The organism is Streptomyces sp. NPDC058157, assembly GCF_042884105.1.
Taxonomy (GTDB): domain Bacteria; phylum Actinomycetota; class Actinomycetes; order Streptomycetales; family Streptomycetaceae; genus Streptomyces.
This window is the reverse complement of sequence record NZ_JBHVUQ010000007.1, coordinates 50,622-74,016: the sequence shown is the minus strand read 5'-3', so window position 1 is coordinate 74,016 and position 23,395 is coordinate 50,622. Positions and strand designations below refer to the sequence as shown.

At 72.0% G+C, this 23,395-nt stretch carries 27 protein-coding genes; 16 read left to right on the top strand and 11 right to left on the bottom strand.

Annotation, left to right across the window (positions count from 1 at the left end; genetic code table 11):
- Position 1 precedes the first annotated feature (1 nt).
- Together ACFVXK_RS03590 and ACFVXK_RS03585 are read left to right on the top strand one after the other, a co-directional pair.
- Positions 2-592 carry a DUF6434 domain-containing protein gene (locus ACFVXK_RS03590; protein ID WP_389609896.1) on the top strand — a complete coding sequence of 197 codons (591 nt, stop codon included), beginning with the start codon at positions 2-4 and terminating at the stop codon, positions 590-592.
- A gap of 45 nt (positions 593-637) precedes the next feature.
- Positions 638-2,257: an ABC-F family ATP-binding cassette domain-containing protein gene (locus tag ACFVXK_RS03585; protein ID WP_389609895.1), complete on the top strand. Its 1,620-nt coding sequence runs from the start codon at positions 638-640 to the stop codon at positions 2,255-2,257.
- Between the two features lie 10 nt (positions 2,258-2,267).
- Here the strand turns inward: ACFVXK_RS03585 and ACFVXK_RS03580 are convergent, their stop codons facing one another.
- The 3 genes from ACFVXK_RS03580 to ACFVXK_RS03570 form a co-directional block, all read right to left on the bottom strand.
- Positions 2,268-2,708, bottom strand: coding sequence for an NUDIX hydrolase (locus ACFVXK_RS03580; RefSeq protein ID WP_389609894.1), 441 nt, complete (start codon positions 2,706-2,708; stop codon positions 2,268-2,270).
- A 64-nt stretch (positions 2,709-2,772) separates the two neighbouring features.
- Positions 2,773-3,951, bottom strand: a complete 1,179-nt coding sequence (locus ACFVXK_RS03575; RefSeq protein WP_389609921.1) for a DUF922 domain-containing protein — start codon at positions 3,949-3,951, stop codon at positions 2,773-2,775.
- Between the two features lie 292 nt (positions 3,952-4,243).
- Positions 4,244-5,071, bottom strand: a complete 828-nt coding sequence (locus ACFVXK_RS03570; protein WP_389609893.1) for an oxidoreductase — start codon at positions 5,069-5,071, stop codon at positions 4,244-4,246.
- A 165-nt stretch (positions 5,072-5,236) separates the two neighbouring features.
- Here ACFVXK_RS03570 and ACFVXK_RS03565 point away from each other — a divergent pair, with 165 nt between their 5' ends.
- Complete coding sequence (locus ACFVXK_RS03565; RefSeq protein WP_389609892.1) at positions 5,237-6,115, top strand: L,D-transpeptidase family protein; 879 nt, start codon at positions 5,237-5,239, stop codon at positions 6,113-6,115.
- Between the two features lie 15 nt (positions 6,116-6,130).
- On the opposite strand, the gene ACFVXK_RS03560 is transcribed toward ACFVXK_RS03565, so the two are convergent.
- Positions 6,131-6,472: a hypothetical protein gene (locus tag ACFVXK_RS03560; protein WP_389609920.1), complete on the bottom strand. Its 342-nt coding sequence runs from the start codon at positions 6,470-6,472 to the stop codon at positions 6,131-6,133.
- A 32-nt stretch (positions 6,473-6,504) separates the two neighbouring features.
- Positions 6,505-6,762, bottom strand: coding sequence for a hypothetical protein (locus ACFVXK_RS03555; protein WP_389609919.1), 258 nt, complete (start codon positions 6,760-6,762; stop codon positions 6,505-6,507).
- Between the two features lie 161 nt (positions 6,763-6,923).
- Here ACFVXK_RS03555 and ACFVXK_RS03550 point away from each other — a divergent pair, with 161 nt between their 5' ends.
- The 6 genes from ACFVXK_RS03550 (at position 6,924) to ACFVXK_RS03525 (ending at position 15,309) form a co-directional block, all read left to right on the top strand.
- Positions 6,924-7,871, top strand: coding sequence for an LLM class F420-dependent oxidoreductase (locus tag ACFVXK_RS03550; RefSeq protein WP_389609891.1), 948 nt, complete (start codon positions 6,924-6,926; stop codon positions 7,869-7,871).
- Between the two features lie 22 nt (positions 7,872-7,893).
- Positions 7,894-8,691, top strand: a complete 798-nt coding sequence (locus tag ACFVXK_RS03545; RefSeq protein ID WP_389609890.1) for an SDR family NAD(P)-dependent oxidoreductase — start codon at positions 7,894-7,896, stop codon at positions 8,689-8,691.
- Between the two features lie 136 nt (positions 8,692-8,827).
- Positions 8,828-9,949 carry an LLM class flavin-dependent oxidoreductase gene (locus ACFVXK_RS03540; protein WP_389609918.1) on the top strand — a complete coding sequence of 374 codons (1,122 nt, stop codon included), beginning with the start codon at positions 8,828-8,830 and terminating at the stop codon, positions 9,947-9,949.
- A 318-nt stretch (positions 9,950-10,267) separates the two neighbouring features.
- Positions 10,268-12,010: an amidohydrolase family protein gene (locus ACFVXK_RS03535; protein WP_389609889.1), complete on the top strand. Its 1,743-nt coding sequence runs from the start codon at positions 10,268-10,270 to the stop codon at positions 12,008-12,010.
- A complete protein-coding gene (locus tag ACFVXK_RS03530; protein WP_389609888.1) occupies positions 12,007-13,491 on the top strand; it encodes an aldehyde dehydrogenase family protein in 1,485 nt (494 codons plus the stop codon). The genes ACFVXK_RS03535 and ACFVXK_RS03530 overlap by 4 nt, the downstream gene beginning before the upstream one ends.
- Positions 13,492-13,737: 246 nt before the next feature.
- Entirely contained in the window at positions 13,738-15,309 is a 1,572-nt protein-coding gene (locus tag ACFVXK_RS03525) for an APC family permease (RefSeq protein ID WP_389609887.1), read from the top strand.
- 48 nt (positions 15,310-15,357) lie between these two features.
- Here ACFVXK_RS03525 and ACFVXK_RS03520 read toward each other — a convergent pair whose 3' ends face one another.
- Entirely contained in the window at positions 15,358-15,567 is a 210-nt protein-coding gene (locus tag ACFVXK_RS03520; protein ID WP_389609886.1) for a hypothetical protein, read from the bottom strand.
- Positions 15,568-15,649: 82 nt separating this feature from the next.
- Between ACFVXK_RS03520 and ACFVXK_RS03515 the strand changes: the two genes are divergently transcribed.
- The 3 genes from ACFVXK_RS03515 to ACFVXK_RS03505 all read left to right on the top strand — a co-directional run bounded on the left by ACFVXK_RS03515 (position 15,650) and on the right by ACFVXK_RS03505 (position 16,822).
- Positions 15,650-15,946 (top strand): hypothetical protein, encoded by a 297-nt coding sequence (locus ACFVXK_RS03515; protein ID WP_389609885.1) that lies wholly within the window; start codon positions 15,650-15,652, stop codon positions 15,944-15,946.
- 64 nt (positions 15,947-16,010) lie between these two features.
- Positions 16,011-16,472: a prevent-host-death family protein gene (locus ACFVXK_RS03510; RefSeq protein ID WP_389609884.1), complete on the top strand. Its 462-nt coding sequence runs from the start codon at positions 16,011-16,013 to the stop codon at positions 16,470-16,472.
- Positions 16,469-16,822: a hypothetical protein gene (locus tag ACFVXK_RS03505; protein ID WP_389609883.1), complete on the top strand. Its 354-nt coding sequence runs from the start codon at positions 16,469-16,471 to the stop codon at positions 16,820-16,822. Before ACFVXK_RS03510 ends, ACFVXK_RS03505 begins: the two co-directional genes overlap by 4 nt.
- A gap of 723 nt (positions 16,823-17,545) precedes the next feature.
- Here ACFVXK_RS03505 and ACFVXK_RS03500 read toward each other — a convergent pair.
- Positions 17,546-17,917, bottom strand: coding sequence for a VOC family protein (locus ACFVXK_RS03500; protein ID WP_389609882.1), 372 nt, complete (start codon positions 17,915-17,917; stop codon positions 17,546-17,548).
- 243 nt (positions 17,918-18,160) lie between these two features.
- On the opposite strand from ACFVXK_RS03500, the gene ACFVXK_RS03495 reads away from it, so the two are divergent.
- Entirely contained in the window at positions 18,161-18,826 is a 666-nt protein-coding gene (locus ACFVXK_RS03495) for a DUF4097 family beta strand repeat-containing protein (RefSeq protein ID WP_389609881.1), read from the top strand.
- Positions 18,827-18,873: 47 nt separating this feature from the next.
- On the top strand, positions 18,874-19,212 hold the full coding sequence (locus tag ACFVXK_RS03490) for a hypothetical protein (RefSeq protein WP_389609880.1): 339 nt from the start codon (positions 18,874-18,876) through the stop codon (positions 19,210-19,212).
- Here the strand turns inward: ACFVXK_RS03490 and ACFVXK_RS03485 are convergent.
- Both ACFVXK_RS03485 and ACFVXK_RS03480 read right to left on the bottom strand, forming a co-directional pair.
- Positions 19,209-19,406, bottom strand: coding sequence for a DUF397 domain-containing protein (locus ACFVXK_RS03485; RefSeq protein ID WP_389609917.1), 198 nt, complete (start codon positions 19,404-19,406; stop codon positions 19,209-19,211). The genes ACFVXK_RS03490 and ACFVXK_RS03485 overlap by 4 nt on opposite strands.
- Positions 19,388-20,227, bottom strand: coding sequence for a Scr1 family TA system antitoxin-like transcriptional regulator (locus tag ACFVXK_RS03480; protein WP_389609916.1), 840 nt, complete (start codon positions 20,225-20,227; stop codon positions 19,388-19,390). The genes ACFVXK_RS03485 and ACFVXK_RS03480 overlap by 19 nt, the downstream gene beginning before the upstream one ends.
- Positions 20,228-20,355: 128 nt before the next feature.
- Here ACFVXK_RS03480 and ACFVXK_RS03475 point away from each other — a divergent pair, with 128 nt between their 5' ends.
- Positions 20,356-20,823 carry an ATP-binding protein gene (locus ACFVXK_RS03475; RefSeq protein ID WP_389609879.1) on the top strand — a complete coding sequence of 156 codons (468 nt, stop codon included), beginning with the start codon at positions 20,356-20,358 and terminating at the stop codon, positions 20,821-20,823.
- On the opposite strand, the gene ACFVXK_RS03470 is transcribed toward ACFVXK_RS03475, so the two are convergent.
- Positions 20,798-21,040 (bottom strand): hypothetical protein, encoded by a 243-nt coding sequence (locus tag ACFVXK_RS03470; protein WP_389609878.1) that lies wholly within the window; start codon positions 21,038-21,040, stop codon positions 20,798-20,800. The genes ACFVXK_RS03475 and ACFVXK_RS03470 overlap by 26 nt on opposite strands.
- An 86-nt stretch (positions 21,041-21,126) precedes the next feature.
- Between ACFVXK_RS03470 and ACFVXK_RS03465 the strand changes: the two genes are divergently transcribed.
- A complete protein-coding gene (locus tag ACFVXK_RS03465) occupies positions 21,127-22,671 on the top strand; it encodes a helix-turn-helix domain-containing protein (protein WP_389609877.1) in 1,545 nt (514 codons plus the stop codon).
- Positions 22,672-22,851: 180 nt separating this feature from the next.
- Here ACFVXK_RS03465 and ACFVXK_RS03460 read toward each other — a convergent pair whose 3' ends face one another.
- On the bottom strand, positions 22,852-23,352 hold the full coding sequence (locus ACFVXK_RS03460; protein WP_389609876.1) for a hypothetical protein: 501 nt from the start codon (positions 23,350-23,352) through the stop codon (positions 22,852-22,854).
- Between the last annotated feature and the right edge of the window lie 43 nt (positions 23,353-23,395).

Here is a 23,395-nt window from a genome sequence, read left to right as displayed (position 1 = left end):
CATGTATTCGAATGACGGCCCGGCCGTGCCGGGGGAGCGCCCACCCCTCACGCCCGCCCTCACCGGGGGCGAGCTCGCCCGCTGGTACTGGACCCTGGCCGAGCTGACCGAGCTCGCCCGGCGGCTCGACGTGCCCCGCGGGGGCGGCAAGGCCGCGCTCACGGAGCGGCTGCGGGCCGTGCTCGACGGTGCGCCGCTCCCCGCGGCCGCCCCCCGCCGGGCCGCGGCCGCCCGGCAGCTCTCCGCCCCGGTGGACGGCGCCACGGTGATTCCCGAGGGGCAGCGGTGCAGCCAGGTGCTGCGGGAGTTCTTCCGGCGGGAGATCGGCCCCGGATTCCACTTCGACGCAGCCATGCGCGCCTACGTCGCGGAGAACCCCGGCCGCACCCTCGCCGAAGCCGTCACCCACTGGCACGCCACCCGCGGCGCGGCGGCCGAACCCCAGGAGATCGGCGCCCAGTTCGAGTTCAACCGCTTCCTGCGCGCCTGGCACGCCGACCGTCCGGACGGCACGAGGCAGGAGGCCCTCGCGGCCTGGCACGCCCACCGCTCGGCACCGCGGGGCCCGGCCGCAACCGGCGGCACGGCCTGAAAATGCGTTGAGCCGCCACGGCGGCGCGGCCGAGTATTCCTGTCCATGGGACATCTCGAAGCCTCGCACCTGGAGTACTGCCTGCCCGACGGGAGGGTGCTGCTCGGCGACGCCTCGTTCCGCGTGGGCGAGGGGTCCGTGGCCGCCCTGGTCGGCGCCAACGGCGCGGGCAAGACGACGCTGCTGCGGCTGCTGTCGGGCGAACTGCAACCCCACGGCGGGAGCGTCACCTCCAGCGGCGGCATCGGGGTCATGCACCAGTTCGTCGGCTCCGTGCGCGACGAACGCACCGTCCGCGACCTGCTCGTCTCGGTGTCCCAGCCGCGCATCCGGCAGGCCGCGGCCGCCGTGGACGCGGCCGAGCACCTGATCATGACGGTCGACGACGAGGCCGCGCAGCTGGCCTACGCCCAGGCGCTCAGCGACTGGGCCGAGGCCCGCGGGTACGAGGCCGAGACGGTCTGGGACATCTGCACGATGGCCGCCCTCGGCACCCCCTACGAGCGGGCGCAGTTCCGGGAGGTGCGGACCCTGTCCGGCGGCGAGCAGAAACGGCTCGTGCTGGAGGCGCTGCTGCGCGGACCGGACGAGGTCCTCCTGCTCGACGAGCCGGACAACTACCTGGACGTACCCGGCAAGCGCTGGCTGGAGGAGCGGCTGCGGGAGACCCGCAAGACGGTCCTGTTCATCTCCCACGACCGGGAACTGCTGGCCCGGGCCGCGCAGCGCATCGTGGCCGTGGAACCCGGCCCGGCCGGCTCCGACGTGTGGGTGCACGGCGGCGGCTTCGGGACCTTCCACGAGGCGCGGGAGGAGCGGTTCGCGCGCTTCGACGAACTGCGCCGGCGCTGGGACGAGAAGCGGGCGCAGCTGAAACGGCTCGTCCAGGACCTGCAGCAGTACGCCGCCCGCAGCGACGAGATGGCCTCCCGCTACCAGGCGGCCAAGACCCGGCTGCGCAGGTTCGAGGAGGCCGGCCCGCCGCCGGAGCCGCCGCGCAAGCAGGAGATCCGGATGCGCCTGCAGGGCGGCCGCACCGGGGTGCGGGCCGTGGTCTGCGAGGGGCTGGAACTCACCGGGCTGATGAAGCCGTTCTCACTGGAGGTCTTCTACGGGGAGCGCGTCGCGGTCCTCGGCTCGAACGGCTCGGGGAAGTCGCACTTCCTGCGGCTGCTCGCGGGCGAGGACGTCCGGCACACGGGCGCGTGGAAGCTGGGCGCACGGGTGGTGCCGGGCCACTTCGCCCAGACGCACGCCCACCCCGAACTGGTGGGACGCACCCTGGTCGACGTCCTGTGGACCGAGCACGCCAAGGACCGGGGCGGGGCGATGTCGGCGCTGCGGCGCTACGAGCTGGAGCGCCAGGGGGACCAGCCCTTCGACAAGCTGTCGGGCGGCCAGCAGGCCCGCTTCCAGATCCTGCTGCTGGAGCTGGCGGGCACCACCGCGCTGTTCCTCGACGAGCCGACGGACAACCTGGACCTGGAGTCGGCGGAGGCCCTGCAGGAGGGCCTGGAGGCGTACGAGGGCACGGTGCTGGCGGTCACGCACGACCGCTGGTTCGCCCGCTCCTTCGACCGCTACCTGGTGTTCGGCTCGGACGGCGTCGTCCGGGAGACCACCGAGCCGGTGTGGGACGAGCGGAGGGTCGAACGGGTGCGGTGAGCGGGGCTCCTCAGGTGACCAGGCCGAGGTGGACGGGTTCGGGCCGGGCGGCGGTGAGGAGGTCCGCCAGGCGCGGGGGCCAGAGCGGCTCGCCGAGGGTGGCCAGGCGCTCCGGCGAGAGCCACTGCCAGTGGATGCCGGGGTCCTCCAGGACGGGCTCCCGGTGGGGGCCCGTGGTGACGTAGATGTGCTCGTGCTGCCGGACGGGGACGCCCTCGTGGGTGAAGTCGTGCTCCCAGGTGCACAGCAGCCGCTGCGGCTCCAGGTCGGTCCACCCGGTCTCCTCGCGCAGCTCCCGCCGCACGCACTCCTCGGGGGTCTCACCGGGATCCATCCCGCCGCCCGGGGGAAGCCAGTGGATGCCGACTTCGACGTTGTTCTCCCGGAACAGGAACACCGACCCGCTGGGGGAGAGGACGACAAGGCGCGCTGCCTGACGCGGAGTTCTCATCACCGCAGGGTAAGTCGACAACCGGCCCGCGCGGGAGGGGTCGGCACCGGGGTTCTCGGGGAGGTCAGCAGCCGGAATCCTCGAACTTCGAGTAATTGGGCCGGATCTTCAAGGGGCCGACCTTCACGTCGACGGCTTTCCCGCCCTTGTCCTTGTCCCGCACCACCATGATGGCGCCCTGTTCCAGGTCGAGCACCTCTTGCTCCCGGAATGCGTCGCAGTCGACCTTGACGACCGCCTGTTTCGCCGGGTCTTTGGTGAGTCCCACTGCCGCGCAGACGGCCTTCTCGGCGGCGCGGTGCGCGATGTCCCGATGCTTGTTCTCGTGCACCGTGATGAGCGCGACCGCCTTGTCGATCAGGGCCTTCTGCTCCGGAGCGGCCGGTGGGTGGCCCGGGGCCCAGCTGGGTACGGCGATCCTGGTTTCCAGAACGTAGTTGACCTTGGCGACCTTGCCCTTGTCGTCGAATTCGAATGTGAATGTGATCTTGGGCTCCATGTGGCCGACGGCTACGGTGCCGCCGGCGTCGTACTTCGCCTTCGTGAGGAATTCGTCGACCGTGGACGAGGCGATCCTCGCCGGAATGTCCTTCGTGTCGTCGATCGTGGGTTTCTGGGAACACCCCGCCTTTTTCAGGGTCACGGGCGTCGGCCCCGATTCGGTGAACGGCCCCTGGGCGCCGGTGTGGGAACCGCTGATCTCGTCACACCCGACGGAACCGATCTGCACGGCACCCCCGAGGTCCGTGCCGATGAGGGTGCCGGAGACCCTGCCGTTGTCGATGACCTTCCTGACGGGGTCCCCGTCCTGCGTGGTCGTGTACGACCCGTGACCTCCGGTGAGGAGCAGCCGATGGGCATCGCCCGTGATCTTTCCGCCCTCCATGAGGATGTCGACCTGCAGGTCGACGTCGGTCCGGTAGTTGGCGGAACGCATGCTCCACGAGCCGCTGATCGCCCCGGCGTCGTCCACCGAGAGATCGAGGTGCACGTGGGAGTTGATGTGCAGTTCCCCTTCGCCGTTCGGAATGACGCTGTCGATGGCGACCGTGCCGTCGTAGTCCCCCGGATTGAGCGTCCCGGGTGCCGGGTTGCAGGTGGTGAGGGGGACGGATTCCGGGGCGGCGGCCGTGGCGAGGCGCGCGGGGGTGCCCGGGCCCACGGCCAGGGCCGCGGCCAGGGCTGCGGCCAGGAGGGTGGTGGTGCCCGGCGGGGCCGGGCGCTGCCCTTTCGCCACGACCATCACCGCCTCACGGCTCTTTCCGGTACTTCCATCTCAAGGCCTCGGCGCGGTGATCGCATGTGCTCGGCCCGGCCCGTGACCCAGGTTCCGGTTCTTGTCGGACGGGGGTGGTCCGGGGCTGATCTTGGCTGTAGAGTTCATCTTGAGCTCGCGGCCGGGAAACCGGTGGTGGGACCGGCGTTGGTGGTCCAAGGAAAGGCACCCCACTTCCTGTGGGGGGATGCAGGTGCAAGGCCTGCCCAGCGCTCGATCAAGGCCCCGGCCTCCTCAGGGAGGCCGGGGCCTTTGCGCGTCAGACGGCGGTGGAGAGCGACGTGTGGCGCCAGGCGTCGAGTTCGCGAAGCACCAGGGCCAGCTTCGCCTCGACGCGTTCGACCGCGTCCGTGCCCAGCTGCAGGCGCAGCGGCGGTTCGGCGGCCCCGGTGATGTCGACGACGGCCTTGGCGGCCTTCGCCGGATCGCCCGGCTGGAGGCCGTCGTTCGCGGCCAGCGCCTCGCGCACCGGACCCGCTCCGGCGGCGTAGTCGGGGATGGTGGCGGGCTCGAACCGGATGCTCGAGCTCTTGAGGAAGTCGGTGCGGAAGCCGCCCGGCTCGACGATGGTGACGTGGACGCCCAGCGGCGCGAGTTCGCCGTGCAGTGCCTCCGAGATGCCCTCGAGGGCGAATTTCGACGCCCCGTACACGCCCACCGCAGGGGCGGTCGCGAAGCCGCCGACGGAGCCGATGTTCAGGACGTGTCCGGACCGCTGGGACCGCAGGGTCGGCAAGGTCGCCCGCAACGTGTTGAGCACGCCGAACACGTTGACGTCGAACAGGTCCCGGGCCGCTTGGTCGGAGGTCTCCTCGACCGCGCCCACGAGCCCGTAGCCGGCGTTGTTGACCACGACGTCGATCCGCCCGAACTCCGCCAGCCCGGCCTCCACCGCGAGTGCCAACTGCTCCGGCCGGGTGACGTCCGCGTCCACCGCCAGCAGCCCTTCCGGCTTCTGCGGGTACGCCTCGAGCACCGCCGACGCGTCCCTCGCCGTCGCGATCACGCGGTGTCCCCGCTCCAGCGCCTCACGGGTGATCTCCGCGCCGAGCCCACGCGAGGCACCGGTGACGAACCACACGCTCATGTCTCTCCCCCTTCAGATCGTCCGATTGGCCGACGGGTCGACGGTACGAGCTGGAGTGCGCTCCAGATCAACAGGAACGTGACCGGAGTCACCCCCGCCGACAGCCGCGTGGAACCGGAACCCGGGTCACCGGTAAAGCTGATCAGCTGATGTACCGTCGGGGGGATGAGCAAGCACCGTCGAGCCGGATCCGGGTCCGGTCCCGCCTCCAGCCCCCGTGCCCGTACGTCGGAACGCGGCCGGCGGCGGCGCGGGGCGTCGGCCGGGCGGCCGTCGCGGGCGCTGGTGCTGGTCGCCACCGCCGGGCTGCTGGCCTTCGGGGCCGGATGGGTGCACGCCCTCCACGAGCGGCCCGGCGCGCCCGTGCCGCCGGCCGGCACCGACGCCCGGCCCAAGGCCCACGCCGCGGGCCCCGAACACGCCGCGCGCGGTGGCCGCCGTCCCGACGCCCTGCAGGGGCTCCCGGCCGCCGCCCTCAGCGAGAGCACCCGGGCCCGCATTCCGGCCGAGGCGCGCCAGCTGGTCCTCGTCACCGGCAAGGCCAAGGACTCCTCGGAGTCCACCGCCGCCCTGTACACCCGCCCCGACCCCGGCGCGGACTGGGTGCGGGCCGCGCAGTGGCCCGCCCGCAACGGCGCCAAGGGCTGGTCCACCGGGCGCGAGTACGGGGACCTGACCTCCCCGCAGGGCGTGTTCTCCCTCAGCGACGCCGGCGGCCTGCTGCCGGCCCCGCCCGGCACGAAGCTCCCGTACGACCGGGACTCCGGGTTCGTCGCGTCGGGCCGCGGGGTGAACGGCGAGTCGCTGGAGGGCTCCTTCGACTACGTCGTGGCCATCGACTACAACCGCCGCCAAGGCGTGTCCCCCCTGGACCCGGTGATGCCGGACGGCGAGGGCCGGGGCGGCAACATCTGGCTCCACGTGGACCACGACGGCCCCTCCCAGGGCTGCGTCGGCCTGCCCAAGGCGGCGATGGAACAGCTCCTGCGGACCCTGGACCCGGCCGCCCACCCGGTCATCGCGATGGGCCCGGCCGGTTTCTGAGCCGGGGCCGGGTGTTCAGGGGCTGAGGTCCAGGACCCGGACCGGTTCCCCCGCCCAGCGCTTCGGTTCCGTGGTGGCGACGAGAGCCCCCTCGGGCCGATCGGCGGTGGGCTGAGCCGCGTACCGGCTGTGGGCCGCGGCCCAGGTCTCCTCGCGGGCGACGGCCAGGGCCGCCGGCAGGTCCAGGTCGACGATGGTGACGCCGGGCAGGGCGGCGAGGTGCTCCGCGGTGCCGGGCCGGATCCGGTCGGCTTCGACGAGGGCGCAGGCGGGGGCGTACAGGAACCAGCCCACCTCGCCGTGCGCCCGTTGGATGAGGCGGGAGACCAGGACGTTCCCCCGCCCGGCCGCCAGCATCGCCGTCTCGTCCAGCACGATGTGCGTGTCCGTCACCGGCCCCTCGCCTCGGTCAGCCGCCGGTCCAGCTCGCCGTCCAGGTCGCGCTCCTCGGTGGCCGTGGGGGCGTAGCCGGTCCAGTCCCGGAGCGCGGCGCGGGCCCGTTCGGCCCGCTCGGCCCGTTCGGCCGGGGTGAGCAGGGTTTCGGCGAGGCGGGCCAGGTAGGCGCGCAGGGAGAGGCCCTCGGCCGCCGCTATGGCGGCGAGTCTGTCCTTGGCTTCCTCGGGGATGCGGATGTTGGCGTCGGTCATCGCGGTGCTCCTTCCCATCCATCCAGGGTACGGGTACGCACCCGTACCCGCCATCCTTCCCGGGGATCGCCTCCCACCTCTTGCCTGACGGACCGTCAGCTACGACGATGGCGCCCGGCGCCGCACGGCGGATCGGCATACGAAGGCGAGGCGGGACGGCCATGGCACGCGTGTTTCCGGAAGGCCGGCTGGCGTACGGGATGCAGCTCCCGGTCCAGTCGCAGAGCACCATCTACGCCGAACCCTGGGAGGCCTCCGCCGGGGCGGCCGACCTCGCCGAGGTGGCGCGGGCCGCCGACCGGGCCGGCTTCGGGTACCTGGCCACGTGCGACCACGTGGCCATCCCGCGCCGGCTCGCCGGGCCCATGGGCACCGTCTGGTACGACCCGGTGGCCACCCTGGCCTTCCTGGCCGGGATCACCGAGCGGGTCCGGCTGCTGAGCCACGTCGCGATCGTCGGCCTGCGCCACCCGCTGGCCACCGCCAAGCAGTACGCGACCCTCGACCACCTCTCCGGGGGCCGCCTGGTCCTCGGGGTCGGGGCCGGGCACGTGCAGGAGGAGTTCGAGGTGCTGGGGGCGGACTTCGCCGGCCGGGGGGCGGTCCTGGACGAGACCCTGGACGCGCTGCGGGCGGCCCTCGGCCCGGAGGAGTTCCCCGCGTTCGAGGGGGAACGGTTCTCCTTCCGCGACCTCGGCCAGTTGCCCCGTCCCGCCCAGGAGCGGATCCCCGTCTGGGTGGGCGGGTCCTCCCCGGCCGCCGTGCGGCGGGCCGCGGTGCGGGGTGACGGCTGGCTTCCGCAGGGCGACCCGCGCGAGCGGATCCCGGCGCAGGTCGCCCGGATCCGCGAGCTGAGGGAGGCGGCCGGGGTGGCGGGCCCCTTCGAGGTGGGGGCGATCACCGAGCCCCTCTACGTCGGCGAGCCCGGCTGGGACACCGGCAGGCGCACCCTCACCGGCAAGGCGGAGGCGCTGGCGGAGTCCCTGCGGGAGTACCGGGCGCTGGGCGTGGACCAGATCCAGGTCCGCTTCCGCAGTCGCGACCGGGCCGAACTCGTCGACCAGATCACCGCTTTCGGGGCCGAGGTGGCCCCGTTCCTCAACGACTGAGAACGACCGGGAGGGAGTACCCGTGGGCAAGCTGGACGGGCGCGTCGTCATCATCACCGGTGCGGCGCGCGGGCAGGGCGAGCAGGAGGCGCGGCTGTTCGCCGCCGAGGGGGCGCGGGTGGTGCTCGGCGACGTCCTCGACGAGCAGGGCGCCGCCGTCGCCAAGGGGATCACCGAGGAGCACGGTGAGGACCGGGCGCGGTACGTCCGGATGGACGTGGGCCGCGAGGAGGACTGGACGGCGGCCGTGGCCGTCGCGAAGGAGGCCTTCGGCCGGGTCGACGGGCTGGTCAACAACGCGGGCATCCTGCGCTTCAACGAGCTGACCGCGACGCCCCTGGAGGAGTTCGAGCAGGTGGTGCGGGTCAACCAGGTCGGCGCGTTCCTCGGGATCAAGGCGGTGGCCCCCGAGATCGGGGCGGCCGGCGGCGGGACGATCGTCAACACCTCCTCGTACACGGGCCTGACGGGCATGGCGTACGTGGGCGCGTACGCGGCGACCAAGGCGGCGGTCCTCGGGCTGACGCGGGTGGCGGCGCTGGAGCTGGCCGCGCGGAACATCCGGGTCAACGCGATGTGCCCGGGCGCGGTGGACACCCCCATGGCCAACCCGGGCCTGCTGGACCCGGCCGGGGTGACGGACGAGGCCCGGGAGGCGATGGCGGACCTGTACCGGAAGGTGGTGCCGCTGGGGCGGGTGGGGCGGCCGGAGGAGGTGGCGCGGCTGGCGCTGTTCCTCACGTCCGAGGACTCCTCGTACATCACCGGCCAGCCGTTCGTCATCGACGGGGGCTGGATGGCGGGGGTCAGCATCCTCTGACCCGCGACCTGCGGCCATCCGATCTGACGAGTCGTCAGTTACTGTCATCCCCGCTCTTGACGCCCCCACTGCGCGGTGGAACAGTCGGACCCATCGAATCTGACGCAACGTCAGAAACCTAAGGACGGTGAACCCCTTGGAATTCGGGCTTTTCGTGCAGGGCTACGTGCCTGAGGCGCGGTCCAAGGTCGACCCCGAGGCGGAGCACAAGGCGCTGCTCGAGGAGACCCAGTACGTCATCCAGGCCGACAAGTCCGGCTTCAAGTACGCCTGGGCCTCCGAGCACCACTTCCTGGAGGAGTACTCCCACCTCTCGGCGAACGAGGTCTTCCTCGGCTACCTCGCCGCCGCCACCGAGCGGATCCACCTCGGCTCGGGCATCTTCAACCCGCTCGCCCCGGTGAACCACCCGGTGAAGGTGGCCGAGAAGGTCACCATGCTCGACCACCTCTCCAAGGGCCGCTTCGAGTTCGGCACCGGGCGCGGCGCCGGCAGCCACGAGATCCTCGGCTTCCTGCCCGGCATCACGGACATGAACCACACCAAGGAGATCTGGGAGGAGACCATCGCGGAATTCCCCAAGATGTTCCTCCAGGAGGAGTACGAGGGGTTCCAGGGCAAGCACTGGTCGCTGCCGCCGCGCAAGATCTTCCCCAAGCCGTACGGCAAGGCGCACCCGGCCATGTGGTACGCCGCCGGGTCCCCCTCCTCGTACGCGATGGCGGCGAAGAAGGGCCTCGGGGTGCTCGGCTTCAGCGTCCAGAAGGTCTCGGACATGGAGTGGGTGCTGGAGCAGTACAAGACGGCGATCCAGGAGGCGAAGGCGATCGGGGCCTTCGTGAACGACAACGTGATGGTCACCTCCACGGCGATCTGCGCGGAGACGCACGAGAAGGCGGTGGAGATCGCGGTCAACGCGAACATGAACCGCTTCCAGTCGCTGGTGTTCCGCTACCACGACACGTTCCCGCGGCCGGAGGCGATCCCGGAGTGGCCGGAGACGCTGCCGGAGTACAACGCGGAGATCATCGAGCTGCTGATCGCGGAGGAGCTGCTGATCTGCGGTGACCCGGCGGAGGTGCGGGCGCAGTGCAAGCGGTGGGAGCAGGCGGGGGCGGACCAGCTGTCGTTCGGTCTGCCGACCGGGGTGTCGTACGAGGACACGATGACGACGATCAAGCTGATCGGTGAGCACGTGATCCCGCACATCGACACGGACCCGGTCCACCGCACGACCCGCTTCCGCCAGTCGGCGTAGCCGGTCCCGCCGGGGGTGCGGGGGGTACCGCTGCGCGGAGCCGTGTCCCCTACCCTCCCCCAGACTCCGTCCGGGGGGACCCCCACTTCCTCCGTTCCCTGGGGGCTCCGCCCCAGACCCCCAGCGCCTCAAACGGGTCCGGGGCGGAGCCCCTGGGGGCACCTCCCAGCGGTAGCTGGGGGAGGAACGGGCGAAGGGCGGGTAGGGGACTTCGCCCCGCGCAGCGGACCACCGGCACCGGCACCGCCCCCACGCACCGCGACACCGCACCCCGCCCGGCCAGGGCAACGGCAGAGGGACACCAGGAGGGGAACCCCCATGCTCGACCACCTCATCCGCGGAGCGACCGTCGTCGACGGCACCGGCGCCCCCGCCCGCGTCGCAGACGTCGGCATACGCGACGGCCGCATCGCCGTCATCGCGGAACCCGGCACCGTCGAGGAGGAGGCCCGTACCGGCGAGGACGCCACCGGACTGGTCCTCACCCCGGGGTTCGTCGACCCCCACACCCACTACGACGCCCAGCTGTTCTGGGACCCCTACGCCACCCCCTCCATGAACCACGGCGTGACCACCGTCGCCGGCGGCAACTGCGGGTTCACCCTGGCGCCCCTCCACCCCGACCGCCCCGAGGACGCCGACTACACCCGCCGCATGATGAGCAAGGTCGAAGGCATGGCCCTTGCCGCGCTCGAAGAGGGCGTCGACTGGTCCTGGTCCACCTTCGGGGAGTACCTCGACGCCCTCGAAGGGCGGATCGCCGTCAACGCCGGGTTCATGGTCGGCCACTGCGCCCTGCGCCGCCACGTGATGGGGGAGGCCGCCACCGGCGACGCCGCCCCCACCCCCGCCCAGCTGGAGCGGATGCTCGCCCTCCTCCACGAGGCCATGGACGCCGGCGCCTGGGGGCTGTCGACCACCCAGTCCGCCACCCACTCCGACGGCGACGGCGTCCCCGTCGCCTCCCGCCGCGCCGCCCCCGCCGAGCTGCTCGCGCTCTCCCGGGCCGTCGGCGAGCACGAGGGCACCCAGCTGGAGGCGATCGTCGCGGGCTGCCTCGACCAGTTCGCCGACGAGGAGATCGACCTCTTCGTCGAGATGAGCGCCGCCGCCGGCCGGCCCCTCAACTGGAACGTGCTCACCATCGACGCCGCCGTCCCCGAACGGGTCCCGCGCCAGCTGGTGCCCAGCGAGCGCGCCCGCAAGGCCGGCGGCCGGATCGTGGCGCTGACCATGCCGATCCTGACCCCCATGAACATGTCCCTCGGCACGTTCTGCGCCCTCAACCTCATCCCCGGCTGGGGCGAGGTCCTCGCCCTCCCCGTGCCCGAGCGGATCGCGAAGCTCCGCGACCCGGACGTACGGGCCGAGATGCTGCGCCGCGCCGACAGCAAGGAGGCCGGGGTCTTCCGGCGCCTCGCGAACTTCGGGCGCTACGTCATCGGTGACACGTACAGCGAGGAGAACGAGGGCCTCAGCGGGCGCGTCGTGAACGACATCGCCGCCGAACGCGGGCAGGACCCCTTCCAGTGCCTGGTCGAGATCTGCGCCGCCGACGGCCTGCGCACCGTCCTGTGGCCGATGCCCACCGACAACGACCCGGCGACCTGGGCCCTGCGCGCCGAGACCTGGCAGCACGAGGACGTGATGCTCGGCGGCTCCGACGCCGGCGCGCACCTGGACCGGATGTGCGGGGCCCCGTACACGACCCGGTTCCTCGGCGACTGCCTGCGCGGGCGCAAGCTGGTGCCGCTGGAGCAGGCGGTGAAGATGCTGACGGACGACCCGGCGCGGCTGTTCGGGCTGCGCGAGCGCGGCCGGATCGCCGAGGGCTGGCACGCGGACCTGGTCCTCTTCGACCCGGAGCGCATCGAGGCCGGCCCGGCCACCCTGGTCCACGACCTGCCCGGGGACAGCCCGCGGCTGGACTCCCGGGCGATCGGGATCGTGTCGGTACGGGTCAACGGGGTCGAGACCGTCCGTGACGACGAGGTGACCGGCGCGATCCCGGGGATCGTGCTCCGGTCGGGCCGGGACACGAGGACGGTGAGCACCCGATGAGCGGCGAGCAGGGTCAGAAGCTGTACGTCGGCGGGGAGTGGGTCGAGCCCGGCGGCGGGTACTACGAGGTGGTCAACCCGGCCGACGAGTCCGTGGTGGGCCTGGCCCCGGAGGCCTCGCGGGCGCAGGTCGAGGAGGCGGCCCGGGCCGCCGCCGAGGCCTTCGGGCCGTGGTCGCGCACGCGGCCCGAGGAGCGGGCGGCGATCCTGGACCGGGCCGCGGACGTCATCCAGCGGGAGTTCGAGCCGTGGGCGGAGCTGGCCCGGGCGGAGACGGGCGCCCCGACCGGGATCGCGCGCGGGATGCAGGTCGGGGTGGGAGTGGCCCGGTTCAGGCGCTACGCCAAGGGGGCGCTGGAGCCGGTGGAGCGGGGGCTGCCGCCGCAGGTGACCGAGGCGGGGCCGATGGGCGCGGCGAGCGTGCTGGGGGCGCTGGAGGTGCGCCAGCCGGTCGGGGTGGTCACCTGCATCACCTCGTACAACAACCCGTGGGCGAACCCGGCCGGCAAGGTGGCCCCGGCGCTGGCGATGGGGAACACGGTGGTGGTCAAGCCGGCTCCGCAGGACCCGCTGTCGGTGTTCCGGATGGCCGAGGCACTCGCGGAGGCCGGGCTTCCGCCGGGGGTGGTGAACGTGGTCTCGGGGCAGGCGGTGGAGGTCGGCGAGGCGGCGGTGGAGTCCCCGTACGTGGACATGGTGTCCTTCACCGGCTCGACGGGGGTGGGGCAGCGGATCGCGGAGGTCTGCGGGCGGTCCATGAAACGGCAGCTGATGGAGCTGGGCGGCAAGGGCGCGGCGGTGGTCTTCGAGGACGCCGACCTGGACGCGGCGGTCATGGGCATCGGCACCACCTTCTCCTTCTACAGCGGGCAGATCTGCACGGCCCCGACGCGGGTGGTCGTGCACCGGTCGGTGTACGCGGAGCTGGTGGAGAAGCTGACGGGGTACCTGGCGTTCATGAAGGTCGGGGACCCGGCGGTGAAGGGGACGGTGGTCGGGCCGGTGATCTCGGCGGCGCACCGGGACCGGGTGGAGTCGTACGTGGAGCTGGGCCGCAAGGAGGGGGCGCGGATCGCGTTCGGCGGGGAGCGGCCGGTGGTGGGGGAGGGCGACCGCAGGGGCAAGGGCTTCTACGTGGCGCCCACGCTGCTGGTGGACTGCACCCCCGACATGCGGGTGGTGCGGGAGGAGGTCTTCGGGCCGGTGGTCGTGGTCGTCCCCTTCGACGGGGGCGAGGACGAGGCGGTGGCCCTGGCCAACGACAGCGACTACGGGCTGATCAGCTACGTGTGGTCCGGGGACTCGGCACGGGCGTTCCGGGTGGCGCGGCGGCTGCGGGCGGGCGGGGTCGGGGTGAACACGATCGGCCGGAACATGGAGGCGCCGTTCGGGGGCTTCAAGCGGTCGGGCGTGGGCCGGGACGTGGGCTCGTACGCGCTGCACGCCTACAGCGAGGTGCAGTCGATCGTGTGGGCGGGGTAGGGGCCGGGGCGGCCGAGAAAATTGCCTCGGGAAATTTTCCAAACGGACATTCCGGGCGTTGCTGCGGTTTCCGCATTCCGGAACCCCACGTCCGCTGCCTCCGAATCGGGCGCGGGGGTGCGAGTCGATCTTGCAATCGGGCGTCGTAAACTGCCTGTGGATTGACATTCCAAGGCGATTCATTGCGCCGACATCTGGACTTAACCCTTCCAGATGTGGAAATCGCACCCTCTACCGTCCTTTCTCATGACACAGCTGGACGAGCGGCCTCGGGTCGGAGACACGGTAAGCGGCGTGGCCGAGGGCGACGGCGAGGTGCGCGGCAAGGGCCTCGGCAAGGGCTCCGTCGGCCTGATGGGCAGCGCCGTCATCGGCATCTCCACCGTCGCCCCCGTCTACTGCCTGACCTCCACCCTCGGCTCCACCGCCGGTCAGGTCGGCCTCCAGATGCCCGCCGTCTTCCTGGCCGGCTTCCTGCCGATGCTGCTCGTCGCCTTCGCCTACCGCGAGCTCAACAAGGACATGCCGGACTGCGGCACCTCGTTCACCTGGACCGTCAAGGCCTTCGGCCCGCGGATCGGCTGGATGTGCGGCTGGGGCCTGGTGATCGCCACGATCATCGTCCTGTCCAACCTGGCCGGCGTCGCCACGTCCTACTTCTGGCTCCTGGCCGGCGAGATCACCTCCGACCCGGACATCGCCGCCCTCGACCACAACAAGTTCGTCCACATCGCCACCTGCCTGACGCTGATCGCCGTCGCGACCGCCATCAGCTACCGCGGCATGACCGCCACCAAGGGCGTCCAGTACACCCTCGTCGGCCTCCAGCTCGTCGTCCTCGCGGTCTTCGTGGCCATGGCCTTCCAGAAGGCCTCCGCCGGAACCTTCGACACCGGCGTCCACTTCTCCTGGCAGTGGATGAACCCCTTCGCGGTCGAGTCCATGGGCGCCTTCACCGCCGGACTCTCGCTCTCGATCTTCATGTACTGGGGCTGGGACACCTGCCTCACCGCGAACGAGGAGACCATCGGCTCCGCCAAGACCCCGGGCCGCGCCTCGCTCATCGCGATGGTCGTCCTCGTCGGCTCCTACCTGGCCACCGGCGTCGCCGCCCAGATGGCCGTCGGCTCCGGCGACAAGGGCCTGGGCCTGGGCAACCCGGAGACCTCCGGCAACGTCTTCGCCGCGCTGGCCGGCCCTGTGATGGGCCCGGTCCTCGGCATCCTCCTCTTCGTGGCGGTCCTCGCCTCCGCGGCCGCCTCGCTCCAGACCACCTTCATCCCGGTCGCCCGCACCGTCCTGGCCATGTCCACGTACGAGGCCCTGCCCGCCTCCTACGCCAAGGTCCACCCCCGCTTCAAGACCCCGGGCCGCGCCACCGTCACGGCGGGCGTCGCGACCGGCGCGTTCTACACGGTCATGACCCTGGTCAGCGAGAACGTCCTCACCGACACGATCTTCGCGCTCGGCCTGATGATCTGCTTCTACTACTCCCTGACGGCCTTCGCCTGCGCCTGGTACTTCCGCGGCGACCTGCGCCGCTCCGCCCGCGACCTGTTCTTCAAGGGCGTCTTCCCGGTCCTGGGCGGCCTCCTCCTGGCGGCGGTCTTCGTCAAGACCCTCACCGACGCCTGGGACCCCTCGTACGGCTCCGGCTCCACCATCCCGGGCCTCGGCGTCGGCAGCGTCTTCGTCATCGGCGTCGGCCTGCTGGCCCTGGGCGTGGTCATCATGCTGATCACCCAGCGCCGCAGCCCCGCCTTCTTCCGCGGCGAGATCCTGACGAAGTCCACCCCGTCCCTGGTCGTCGAGGACTGACCCCCGGGCCCGCCCCGGGCCGGCCGAGGAGCCGGGCCGGGGCGGCCGTCACCCGAGGACGTACTGCTCGTCCCCGAACTCGGCCACCTGGACCTGCGTCGGGTGCTGACGCTTGCGCACCTCTGCCGGGCGGTGCGCACGGACCACGGCGATCATCTCCGCCGCGCCACGGTCGACCTCTTCCCGCTCCGCGGCGGAGAAGCCGAACTCCTCGACGAGGTCATCCCAGCGGACGGCCTTCGCGCCCCGTCCGGGCACCCGGCCTCGGTGTGCGGTGGGGCTTCACACCAACGAGTGGGCGGGTGGTGACCCGGGGCGTGGCGGGGTCGTTGGGTCGGGCATGACTGCCATCAAGCGCACCCTGTCCGCCCTCGCCCTCACCGGCGGCGCCGCCCTCGCCCTCACCCCCGCCGCGGCCGCCCACGCCGCCGACGGGCCCACTCTCGGCAACCAGCCCGTCGTCGAGCGGGTCGTCGACATCGCGGGTCACCCCGGCCAGGCGATGAAGGACACCAAGACCGCCCTCGACGTCACCACCGCGGTGGCCGGCAGCGCCACGAAGTCCACCCAGGGCTCCCTCGCGGGCGCCGACACCGGCCTGTCCGGCGGCCTGCCGCAGGCCCCGTCGGTGAAGTGAGAGAGTGCCGCTCGACGCCGCCGCTCCATTGACTTCGGAATGTATTCCGAAGTAGCGTGGATGTGTGTTGACGCCGACGATTTCCTTCTCGGAGCTCTCCAAGAACTCGAAGCGCGTAGCCGAGACGCTGGACAAGGCCAAGCGCCTGCATGTGACGCGCCGTGACGGCGAGGACATGTATCTGACCACGGCGGGTCACGATCAGCAGCGGGAGGAAACCGCTGACATCACCGCGCGCCTGTTCTCGGCCCTGATGACCACCGACGGTGGCGCGAGAGCCATACTTCTCGCGCTGCCCGCGGTGTTCCCTTGGGTCCGTCACTTGGCGCCCGAGGAGCTGCGCCAGTTCGTCGAGGAGCTGACCCACGCGGCACAGGACGTCGCCGAACTCGATGTCCACGCGAATCTGCACCGGGTCATCGCCGAATGGCGAGCCACGGCCCGAATCCTCGCCGACCCCGAGCTGACCGCCCACCTCACCCGCCCCCTCTTGGGCGAGGACCACGGAGAGGTCGTCTTGCCGTGACGCCGAAGCGAGGCGACGAGGTCGCCCCGCCCCCGGTTGCCGACGAGTGGGGCCTGCGCTTTGCCACGAACGAGGCGGCCAAAGGCCGGGGTGAACTGGCGGCGGAGGCGCCGGGCAATACCCGCCGTTGCTTCGAAGCCCTGCGCGGTGACCCGCAGGCCCAGTCCGACCCGGATCGCCAGCACCGGCTCCGGGGGCGCCTGGCCGAGCGCATCCTCGGAGGGACCGCTTATCCCCAGTGGGAGTACGAAGTGACGTCCGGCGGTCGGGTCCGGTACCTGGTGGATGAGGCACGGCGCACGGTCTGGCTCGTCTCGGCGGGCACGCGACACCCGAAGGACACGGAGTAGGAGTTGTTCCGCTCCTGGTCCGGTGTCGGTGAGGGTGACGCCGTACTCGTCCCAGTACGGGTTGTTGGCCGGGACCTGCTCGCCGCCGGTGACTTCGGCCGGGGGTGGGCGGTGCTCCCTGGGGCGGGGTCGGTGGAGTGTCGGGGGCTTCCCGCCAGTCCACTGTCCTTTCGTGCCGGGCCGGCCCGTCAAGGGCGCTCCTTCGTCGCGTCGCTTCGCGATGGCCTTCGGCCACCCTTGACAGACCGGCCCGTCCCGAAATGCCAAAGACTGTCGGGAAGCCCCCGAAGGAACGGTCTGGTCCAACCTGAACACTTCCACGCGGTCCGGGGATGAGGCGGCCCGCCCCGCCCGGCAGACCATCAGGCGGCCCCGGCTGCGACACCCCCAGGGGTCGGGCAGGCGGCCGCCCCGGATCGCTACGCGCTTCTCGAACTCGGCGGGTGGCCGTTGCGTTGGGCTGATATCCGCACAAAGAGGGTAACGGGGGCGACGGGGGCAAGGGGTGGGCGGATTCCGGTTGTTGGTGGGCGGAGATGGTTTCGGGGCTGGATCTCGTGTAAAGTCGATCTCGAGCTCGCGGCCGGGAAACCGGTGGTGGGACTGGCGTTGGTGGTCCAAGGAAAGGCACCCCACTTCCTGTGGGGGGATGCAGGTGCAAGGCCTGCCCAGCGCTCGATCAAGGCCCCGGCCTCCTCAGGAAGGCCGGGGCCTTTGCGTTGGCTACTTCCGCTCGGCCGCGCTGCGTTCCACGCAGAACTCGTTGCCCTCGGGGTCGGCGAGGGTCGCCCAGCCCGTCCCGTCGGGCTTGCGGTGGTCGCCGACCAGCGTGGCGCCGAGCCCGACGAGCCGTTCCACTTCCTCGTCGCGCGTCCGGTCCTGCGGCTGGACGTCCAAGTGCACCCTGTTCTTCACGGACTTGGTGTCGGGCACCTGTATGAACAGGAGTGCCCCGCCCGCCGTCGACAGCAATACCTCCGGGTCACCCGGGGAATCGTCCTCGTGCACGGTGCCGTTGAGGACGTCCGCCCAGAACCCGGCCAGGGCGTAGGCGTCGTGGCAGTCGATCGTGATGTGCCGGATGAGAGAGGTCATGAACGCACACTAGCCGTCCTCATGCCGGACGGCATAGCGTTTACCTGTAGTCCATTGCAATGTCGCTTGGTGGTTCGTTGCGTTGAAATCTGGGCCGTTGCAACGATTTTATGGTGCTGAGCTGCGGATATGTGATCCATGCGCAATGACGTTGTTGTCAGGTTGCGGAAAGCAACGTAGCGTTTCTCATGTCAGAAAGCAGCGGGCCGAACGGGGCGCGCGACACCGATGAAGGAGAGCACGATGCAGACGTTCGCCACCGCCACTCCGGTCTCCGCCGTCCTGGACATCCCCGCCGGCCGGGTCCACCTCATCGCCGCCGACCGCACCGACGCCACCGTCGAGGTCCTCCCCGCAGACCCCTCCAAGAGCCGCGACGTGAAGGCGGCCGAGCTGATCGAGGTCGCCTACGCCGACGGAGTCCTCCGCGTGGTCGCCGCCCCGGCGAAGAGCCGGATCACGGGCAACTCCGGCTTCGTGACCGTGACCGTGCAGCTGCCCGCCGGCTCGCACGTCGAGGCCAAGGTCGCCGCCGCCGAGGTGCGGGGCAAGGGCCGCCTGGGCGATGTCGTCCTGGAGGCCGCGCAGGCCCAGGTCGAGCTCGACGAGACCGCCTCCGCCCGCGTCACCGTCCAGGCCGGCGACATCTCCCTCGGCCGCCTGGCCGGACCGGCGGAGATCAACACCCGGAAGGGCGAGATCACCATCACCGAAGCCACCTCCGGCGTGGTCACCCTGACCACCCAGCACGGCAACATCACCGTCGGCGCCGCCCGCGACGCCGCCGCCACCCTGGACGCCGGCACCGCCTTCGGTCGCATCGACAACGCCCTCCGGAACGCCGGAGGCACCCCTCTGACCATCCAGGCCACCACCGCCTTCGGCGACATCACCGCCCGGACCGTCTGACGTAAAAGAAGGTGCGGGTGCGGGCGGCCGCGGCCTAGCGTGAAGCGGTGAGCAGCGACTATCCCTTCGCCGACGGCTACAACCTCGTCTGGGAACTGACCGGCTTCGGTGACGCGGACGAGGAGATAGTCGAGTCCGTCGCCCTGTCCCGAGACCAGTTCCTGAGGATCAGGCACCTTTTCGTCCTGGGAGACGATCCCTGGATGGCGGCGGGCGAGTACCGCGTGGCGCCGAGCATCTGGGCGCACGTCCGCCGCGCGGTGCCGGGTGTCCGGTTCCAGCGCGATGCCGACTACTTCCTCGGCGCCCGTCAGGCCCTGCCTGACGGGCGCTTCTGGCGTCCGGCCCCGGGCGTGGCGGCGCCGGGGCCGATCCCGCCGTTCTAGGCGGTCACTCCGCCCAGGAAGGCGGTCCAGGTGGAGGGGCTGACCGCCAGCTCCGGGCTCGCGGCGAGCTTCGAGTCCCGGATGTGGACGGTGTCGGTGCAGGTGGCGACCTCGACGCAGTCGTCGCCCTCGCTGCCGCTGTAGCTGCTCTTGAACCACTGGAGCTGAGAGCTGTTCACAGGGATCCTCGCAATCGCATCAACAGGCCCGCGCTGTCCGCAGGATTGAGGGCCTGGATACGAAGCTTCGCATACCGCTGATGGAGGGTGCTGATGGCTTTCGGGTCGGAGATGACCTGGCCCGTCTTCTGGCCCTCGCTGTAGCCCGCCCACTCGTGCTCGTTGGTTTCGAGGAGTCGGAAGGGGCCATCGGTTCCCGCGTGTTCTGTGCTGACGAGCGGCATGATCTGGATGTCGACGTTGGGTAGCTTCCCGCACTCCAGTAGGTGGTCGATGAGCTCGCGCGTCACCTCCGGACCGCCCGTCCGCCGCTCGATCAACGACTGCTCGACGATGAAGCTGAAGGTGATGTACGGGGTCCGGGTGAGTAGTTTCTGGCGCTCCAGGCGTCGGAAGACGCGAGCTTCCTCCACCTCGGTCGTCGGTAGGGGCGGGACGTTGTGGATCTGCGCTCGCGCGTACGCCTCCGTCTGCAGCAGGCCCGGTATCGCCCTGCACTCGTACGTATCGAGTGCAACGGCCTCCTCCTCCAGCTCCGCCCACCGCCGGAACCAGGACGCCAGCCCCCGCCTCCGCGTCATCTGCTTCGCCGCGATGTGGAGCACCCCGAAGGCGTCCAGTGTCTCTTCCGCCTTGTTCACGAACTTCACGGACGGATGTCGGCGCCCCTGCTCCACCGATGCCACGTACTGCACCGAATAGCCGACCGTCGGCGCGAACTGTTCCTGCGTGAGGTCGGCGCGTTTGCGGAACGCCTTCACCGTCTGGCCGAAGTTCTTCAGGTCGGGGTCCGGTTCCCCCTGGTTGTCACCGTTGCTGCCCTTGCCAGCCGTCATCACGGTCACCTCCCGAATCATCATGCTCACGGTCGGTGACGGCTCGTGTCCAGAGTGTGGGCTACTACTCTTCATCAGTAGCAGTCGAGGAGCTGGGAACTGCCCTGCCCACGCGGGACGTTCTCACCATGACCGCACCCTCCCGCCCCACCCCACCCCTCGTACGCGTGTTCACTCAGCGTTTCAGCTGTACCCCCCGCGGCGCCCGCCTGGCCCGGCAGCTCGCGTTGGTCTCCCTCCATGACTGGGGGATCCCCGAAGGGACCGCGCTCTCCGCCGACGCCGGGCTCGTCGTCGCGGAGCTGGCCTCCAACGCCGCCACCCACGGCCGCGTCGTCGGGCGGGACTTCGAACTCCGCATGGTCCTGCTCGGCGGTGCCGGGTGCGGCTCGGCCGGGGTTCTGCGGCTGGAGGTGTCCGACCCCCGGCGGGAGCGCCGGCCCGCCGTCCAGCCGCACGCGTACCAGGCGGAGTCGGGCTACGGCCTGCGCATCGTGGACGCGCTCGCGGCGGACTGGGGGGTGATGGACCGGATCATCGGCAAGACGGTCTGGGCCGAGCTGGCCGCCGTCAGGGCCCCGGTACCAGGACGCTGACGACGTACCACGTCGGCTGCACCAGGCGCCCGCACAGCATGTCGATCCGGATGTCCTCCGAGTGCACCCCGGAGCGGGCGAGCTCCGCCACGTACGCCCGCAGTTCATCGTGGTCCAGCGTCTCGAACCGGCGCTCCCACCGCCCCGAGGCCTCCCGTTCGCGCCGGGCGTCGGCCTCCCGGCGCTGCCGCTCCCTCCGCTTGCGCTGGCCCGGCATCGCACGCCCCCCTTCCGGCGGCCTCCACGGCCGCCCCATGGACGGGGATTAGCATGCGCGCCGGGGGTGTGGACAGGGAAGGCGGGATGAGGGTGACGGGCGTGGCCGGAGGCGGAGTTGAGGGGGCGGGGGCGCTCGGCGGGCTGCTCAGGGCCGGCCGGGTCGGACCCGACGGGCACCCGGCGGCGGTGCGCAGGGTGCTGGCCTGGCTGGCCCGGGCCGTCGGCGGGTCGGCGTGGATCGCGGACGGCAGGGAGGCGGGGCCCCCGCCCGCCGACCCGGACCTCCTGCGGGCCGTCGCCGCCGGCAGGCCCCGGGCGGCCGTCGTCGCGGAGCCCGGGCGGTACCTGCGGGTGCTGGCGCTGGGCGGGGAGCGGCCGCATCCGGTGCTCGTCGTCGCCCGTGCGTCCCCCTATGAGGAGACGGCGGGCCCGCTCGTCGCCCACGCCGCCACCGTCCTGGAGCTGCTGTTGCGGGCCGGTGAGGCCGAGGCGCAGCGGCAGCGGCTGGCCGAGGCGGGGTCGGGGGTGCGGCTGTCGGTGCTCCAGCTGCTCATGGGCGGTGAAGTGGCCCTCGCCCAGCGGACGATGGCCGGGCTGCGGCCGGGGCTGCTGGACGCGGAACGCGCGGTGGTGCTCGTGCTGGAGACCCCGGAGGGGGAGCGGCGGGAGGTGGCGCGTGCCTGTGAGGGGCTGCTGGAGGGGCGGGCGCTGGTCGTGCGGTGTCCCGCGGACGACGGGCACGTCATCGTCGTCGCGCCCGTCGCCGACGAGGGTGGCGGTGCCGAGGGCGCCCTGCGGGAGTTCGTCGCCGGGCGGGACGGGGTGTTCCTGGGGGTCGGTGACCGGCACCCGATCTCCCGTGTCGCCGCCGGCTACGACGACGCCGTCCGCAGCCTCGCGGCCGCCCGGCTGATGCCGGGCCGGGTCGCGGGGCACCAGCCCGGGGTGCGGCTGCCGGAGGTGCTGGACGCGGGGGCGGCGGCGGGCTGGGCGGCCGGGTTCCTGGGGCCGCTGGCCGACGTCCCGGCGCAGGACCGGGGGCAGCTGACGGCGACGGTGCGGCTCGGGCTGGAGTTCACCGCCGTGAACGCGGCCCGGCTGCTCGGGATCAGCCGCAACACCGTCCGGGCGCGGATGGACCGGGCGGCCGGGCTGCTCGGCGTCGACCTGGGGGACGTGCGGGCCCGGGCGGCGCTGGACCTCGCCCTGAGGTTCCATGACGGTGACGGGGCCCCCGGCGACGGGCCCGAGCTGCGCCGGCTGCTCGGCGCCGCGCCCGTGCGGGTGTGGGCGGGGGGTCTGCTCGCGCCGCTGCGGGCCGACGAGCGGGACCTGCGGCGGACCCTGCGGGACTGGGTCGGGGAGAACTGCGCGGTGGAGCCCGCCGCCCGGCGCCGGGGCGTGCACCCGCAGACCGTGCGCGAGCACCTGCGCGCGGCGGAGGGGCTGCTGCGGCGGCAGCTGGTCGCGGGCGGGGGCGGGCTCTACGAGGTGGTGCTCGCGCTCACGGCGACGGGGGAGCTGGCGGAGACCTCGTACGAGGAGCCGTGCGAGGCGGGTTCCCGCTGGTCAGGGCGGGTGGACCGTGCACCCGTGACACCCTCGTGCCCCGCTACCGTGCATCCGTGAGATGGCGGCGGGTCCGGCGGGGCCCTAGTTTCTCTCTCAGCGGCGCCCCAGGTCGGCGCCGTCAACGGGGGGATCGGAACTGCAGGTTCCGATCCATCACGCGGGAGCGTGACGCCGAACCGGGCCCGGAGCCGCTGCTGCGCTCCGGGCCCGGTTCGTCATGCCGGGGTGCCGTGACGGCTACTTCTTCGTCGGCAGCGCCGGGAGCGACGGGAGCTTGCCCGGCTCGCTCTTCTGGAAGGTGTCCTGGCCGGCGCCCTCCCAGGTGACCTTCAGGGTGGTGGCGTCGACCGAGTCGACCTTGCCCTTGGAACGGGTCTCCCCCGGGGCGCACTTCAGGTCGAGGGTGCTGCCGCTGGCGGTGCCCTCGCACGTCGCGCCGGTGGCGCCCTCGACCACGAACGCCTTCTGGCCCTTGACCGTGAGCACCACGCCCTTGCCCGGGTTCTGCATCGAGATCCAGCCGCCCTCCAGGGAGCCGGCGCCCGCGCTCCCCGTGCTGCTGCCCGTGCTCGCGGCGGCCGTCGGGGCGACGGTCGGGGTCAGGGCGGCCGCGGGGGTCTTGCCGGGCTTCGCGTCCGCCTTCGAGTCGCTGCCGCAGGCGGTCAGGGTCAGGGCGGCGGCCAGGCCGGCCGCGGCGAAGGCGGTGATGCGCAGGGTGCGGTGCGGGCTGCTGTGCACGGGAAGGTCCCCCAGGAAAGCGAGTTGACTGGAAACGAACGGT

Coding starts and splice junctions, on each gene's coding strand:
- ACFVXK_RS03590 (WP_389609896.1), top strand. CDS start 2: ATGTATTCGAATGACGGCCCGGCCGTGCCGGGGGAGCGCCCACCCCTC.
- ACFVXK_RS03585 (WP_389609895.1), top strand. CDS start 638: ATGGGACATCTCGAAGCCTCGCACCTGGAGTACTGCCTGCCCGACGGG.
- ACFVXK_RS03580 (WP_389609894.1), bottom strand. CDS start 2,708: ATGAGAACTCCGCGTCAGGCAGCGCGCCTTGTCGTCCTCTCCCCCAGC.
- ACFVXK_RS03575 (WP_389609921.1), bottom strand. CDS start 3,951: ATGGTCGTGGCGAAAGGGCAGCGCCCGGCCCCGCCGGGCACCACCACC.
- ACFVXK_RS03570 (WP_389609893.1), bottom strand. CDS start 5,071: ATGAGCGTGTGGTTCGTCACCGGTGCCTCGCGTGGGCTCGGCGCGGAG.
- ACFVXK_RS03565 (WP_389609892.1), top strand. CDS start 5,237: ATGAGCAAGCACCGTCGAGCCGGATCCGGGTCCGGTCCCGCCTCCAGC.
- ACFVXK_RS03560 (WP_389609920.1), bottom strand. CDS start 6,472: ATGCTGGCGGCCGGGCGGGGGAACGTCCTGGTCTCCCGCCTCATCCAA.
- ACFVXK_RS03555 (WP_389609919.1), bottom strand. CDS start 6,762: ATGACCGACGCCAACATCCGCATCCCCGAGGAAGCCAAGGACAGACTC.
- ACFVXK_RS03550 (WP_389609891.1), top strand. CDS start 6,924: ATGGCACGCGTGTTTCCGGAAGGCCGGCTGGCGTACGGGATGCAGCTC.
- ACFVXK_RS03535 (WP_389609889.1), top strand. CDS start 10,268: ATGCTCGACCACCTCATCCGCGGAGCGACCGTCGTCGACGGCACCGGC.
- ACFVXK_RS03530 (WP_389609888.1), top strand. CDS start 12,007: ATGAGCGGCGAGCAGGGTCAGAAGCTGTACGTCGGCGGGGAGTGGGTC.
- ACFVXK_RS03525 (WP_389609887.1), top strand. CDS start 13,738: ATGACACAGCTGGACGAGCGGCCTCGGGTCGGAGACACGGTAAGCGGC.
- ACFVXK_RS03515 (WP_389609885.1), top strand. CDS start 15,650: ATGACTGCCATCAAGCGCACCCTGTCCGCCCTCGCCCTCACCGGCGGC.
- ACFVXK_RS03500 (WP_389609882.1), bottom strand. CDS start 17,917: ATGACCTCTCTCATCCGGCACATCACGATCGACTGCCACGACGCCTAC.
- ACFVXK_RS03495 (WP_389609881.1), top strand. CDS start 18,161: ATGCAGACGTTCGCCACCGCCACTCCGGTCTCCGCCGTCCTGGACATC.
- ACFVXK_RS03480 (WP_389609916.1), bottom strand. CDS start 20,227: ATGACGGCTGGCAAGGGCAGCAACGGTGACAACCAGGGGGAACCGGAC.
- ACFVXK_RS03475 (WP_389609879.1), top strand. CDS start 20,356: ATGACCGCACCCTCCCGCCCCACCCCACCCCTCGTACGCGTGTTCACT.
- ACFVXK_RS03470 (WP_389609878.1), bottom strand. CDS start 21,040: ATGCCGGGCCAGCGCAAGCGGAGGGAGCGGCAGCGCCGGGAGGCCGAC.
- ACFVXK_RS03465 (WP_389609877.1), top strand. CDS start 21,127: ATGAGGGTGACGGGCGTGGCCGGAGGCGGAGTTGAGGGGGCGGGGGCG.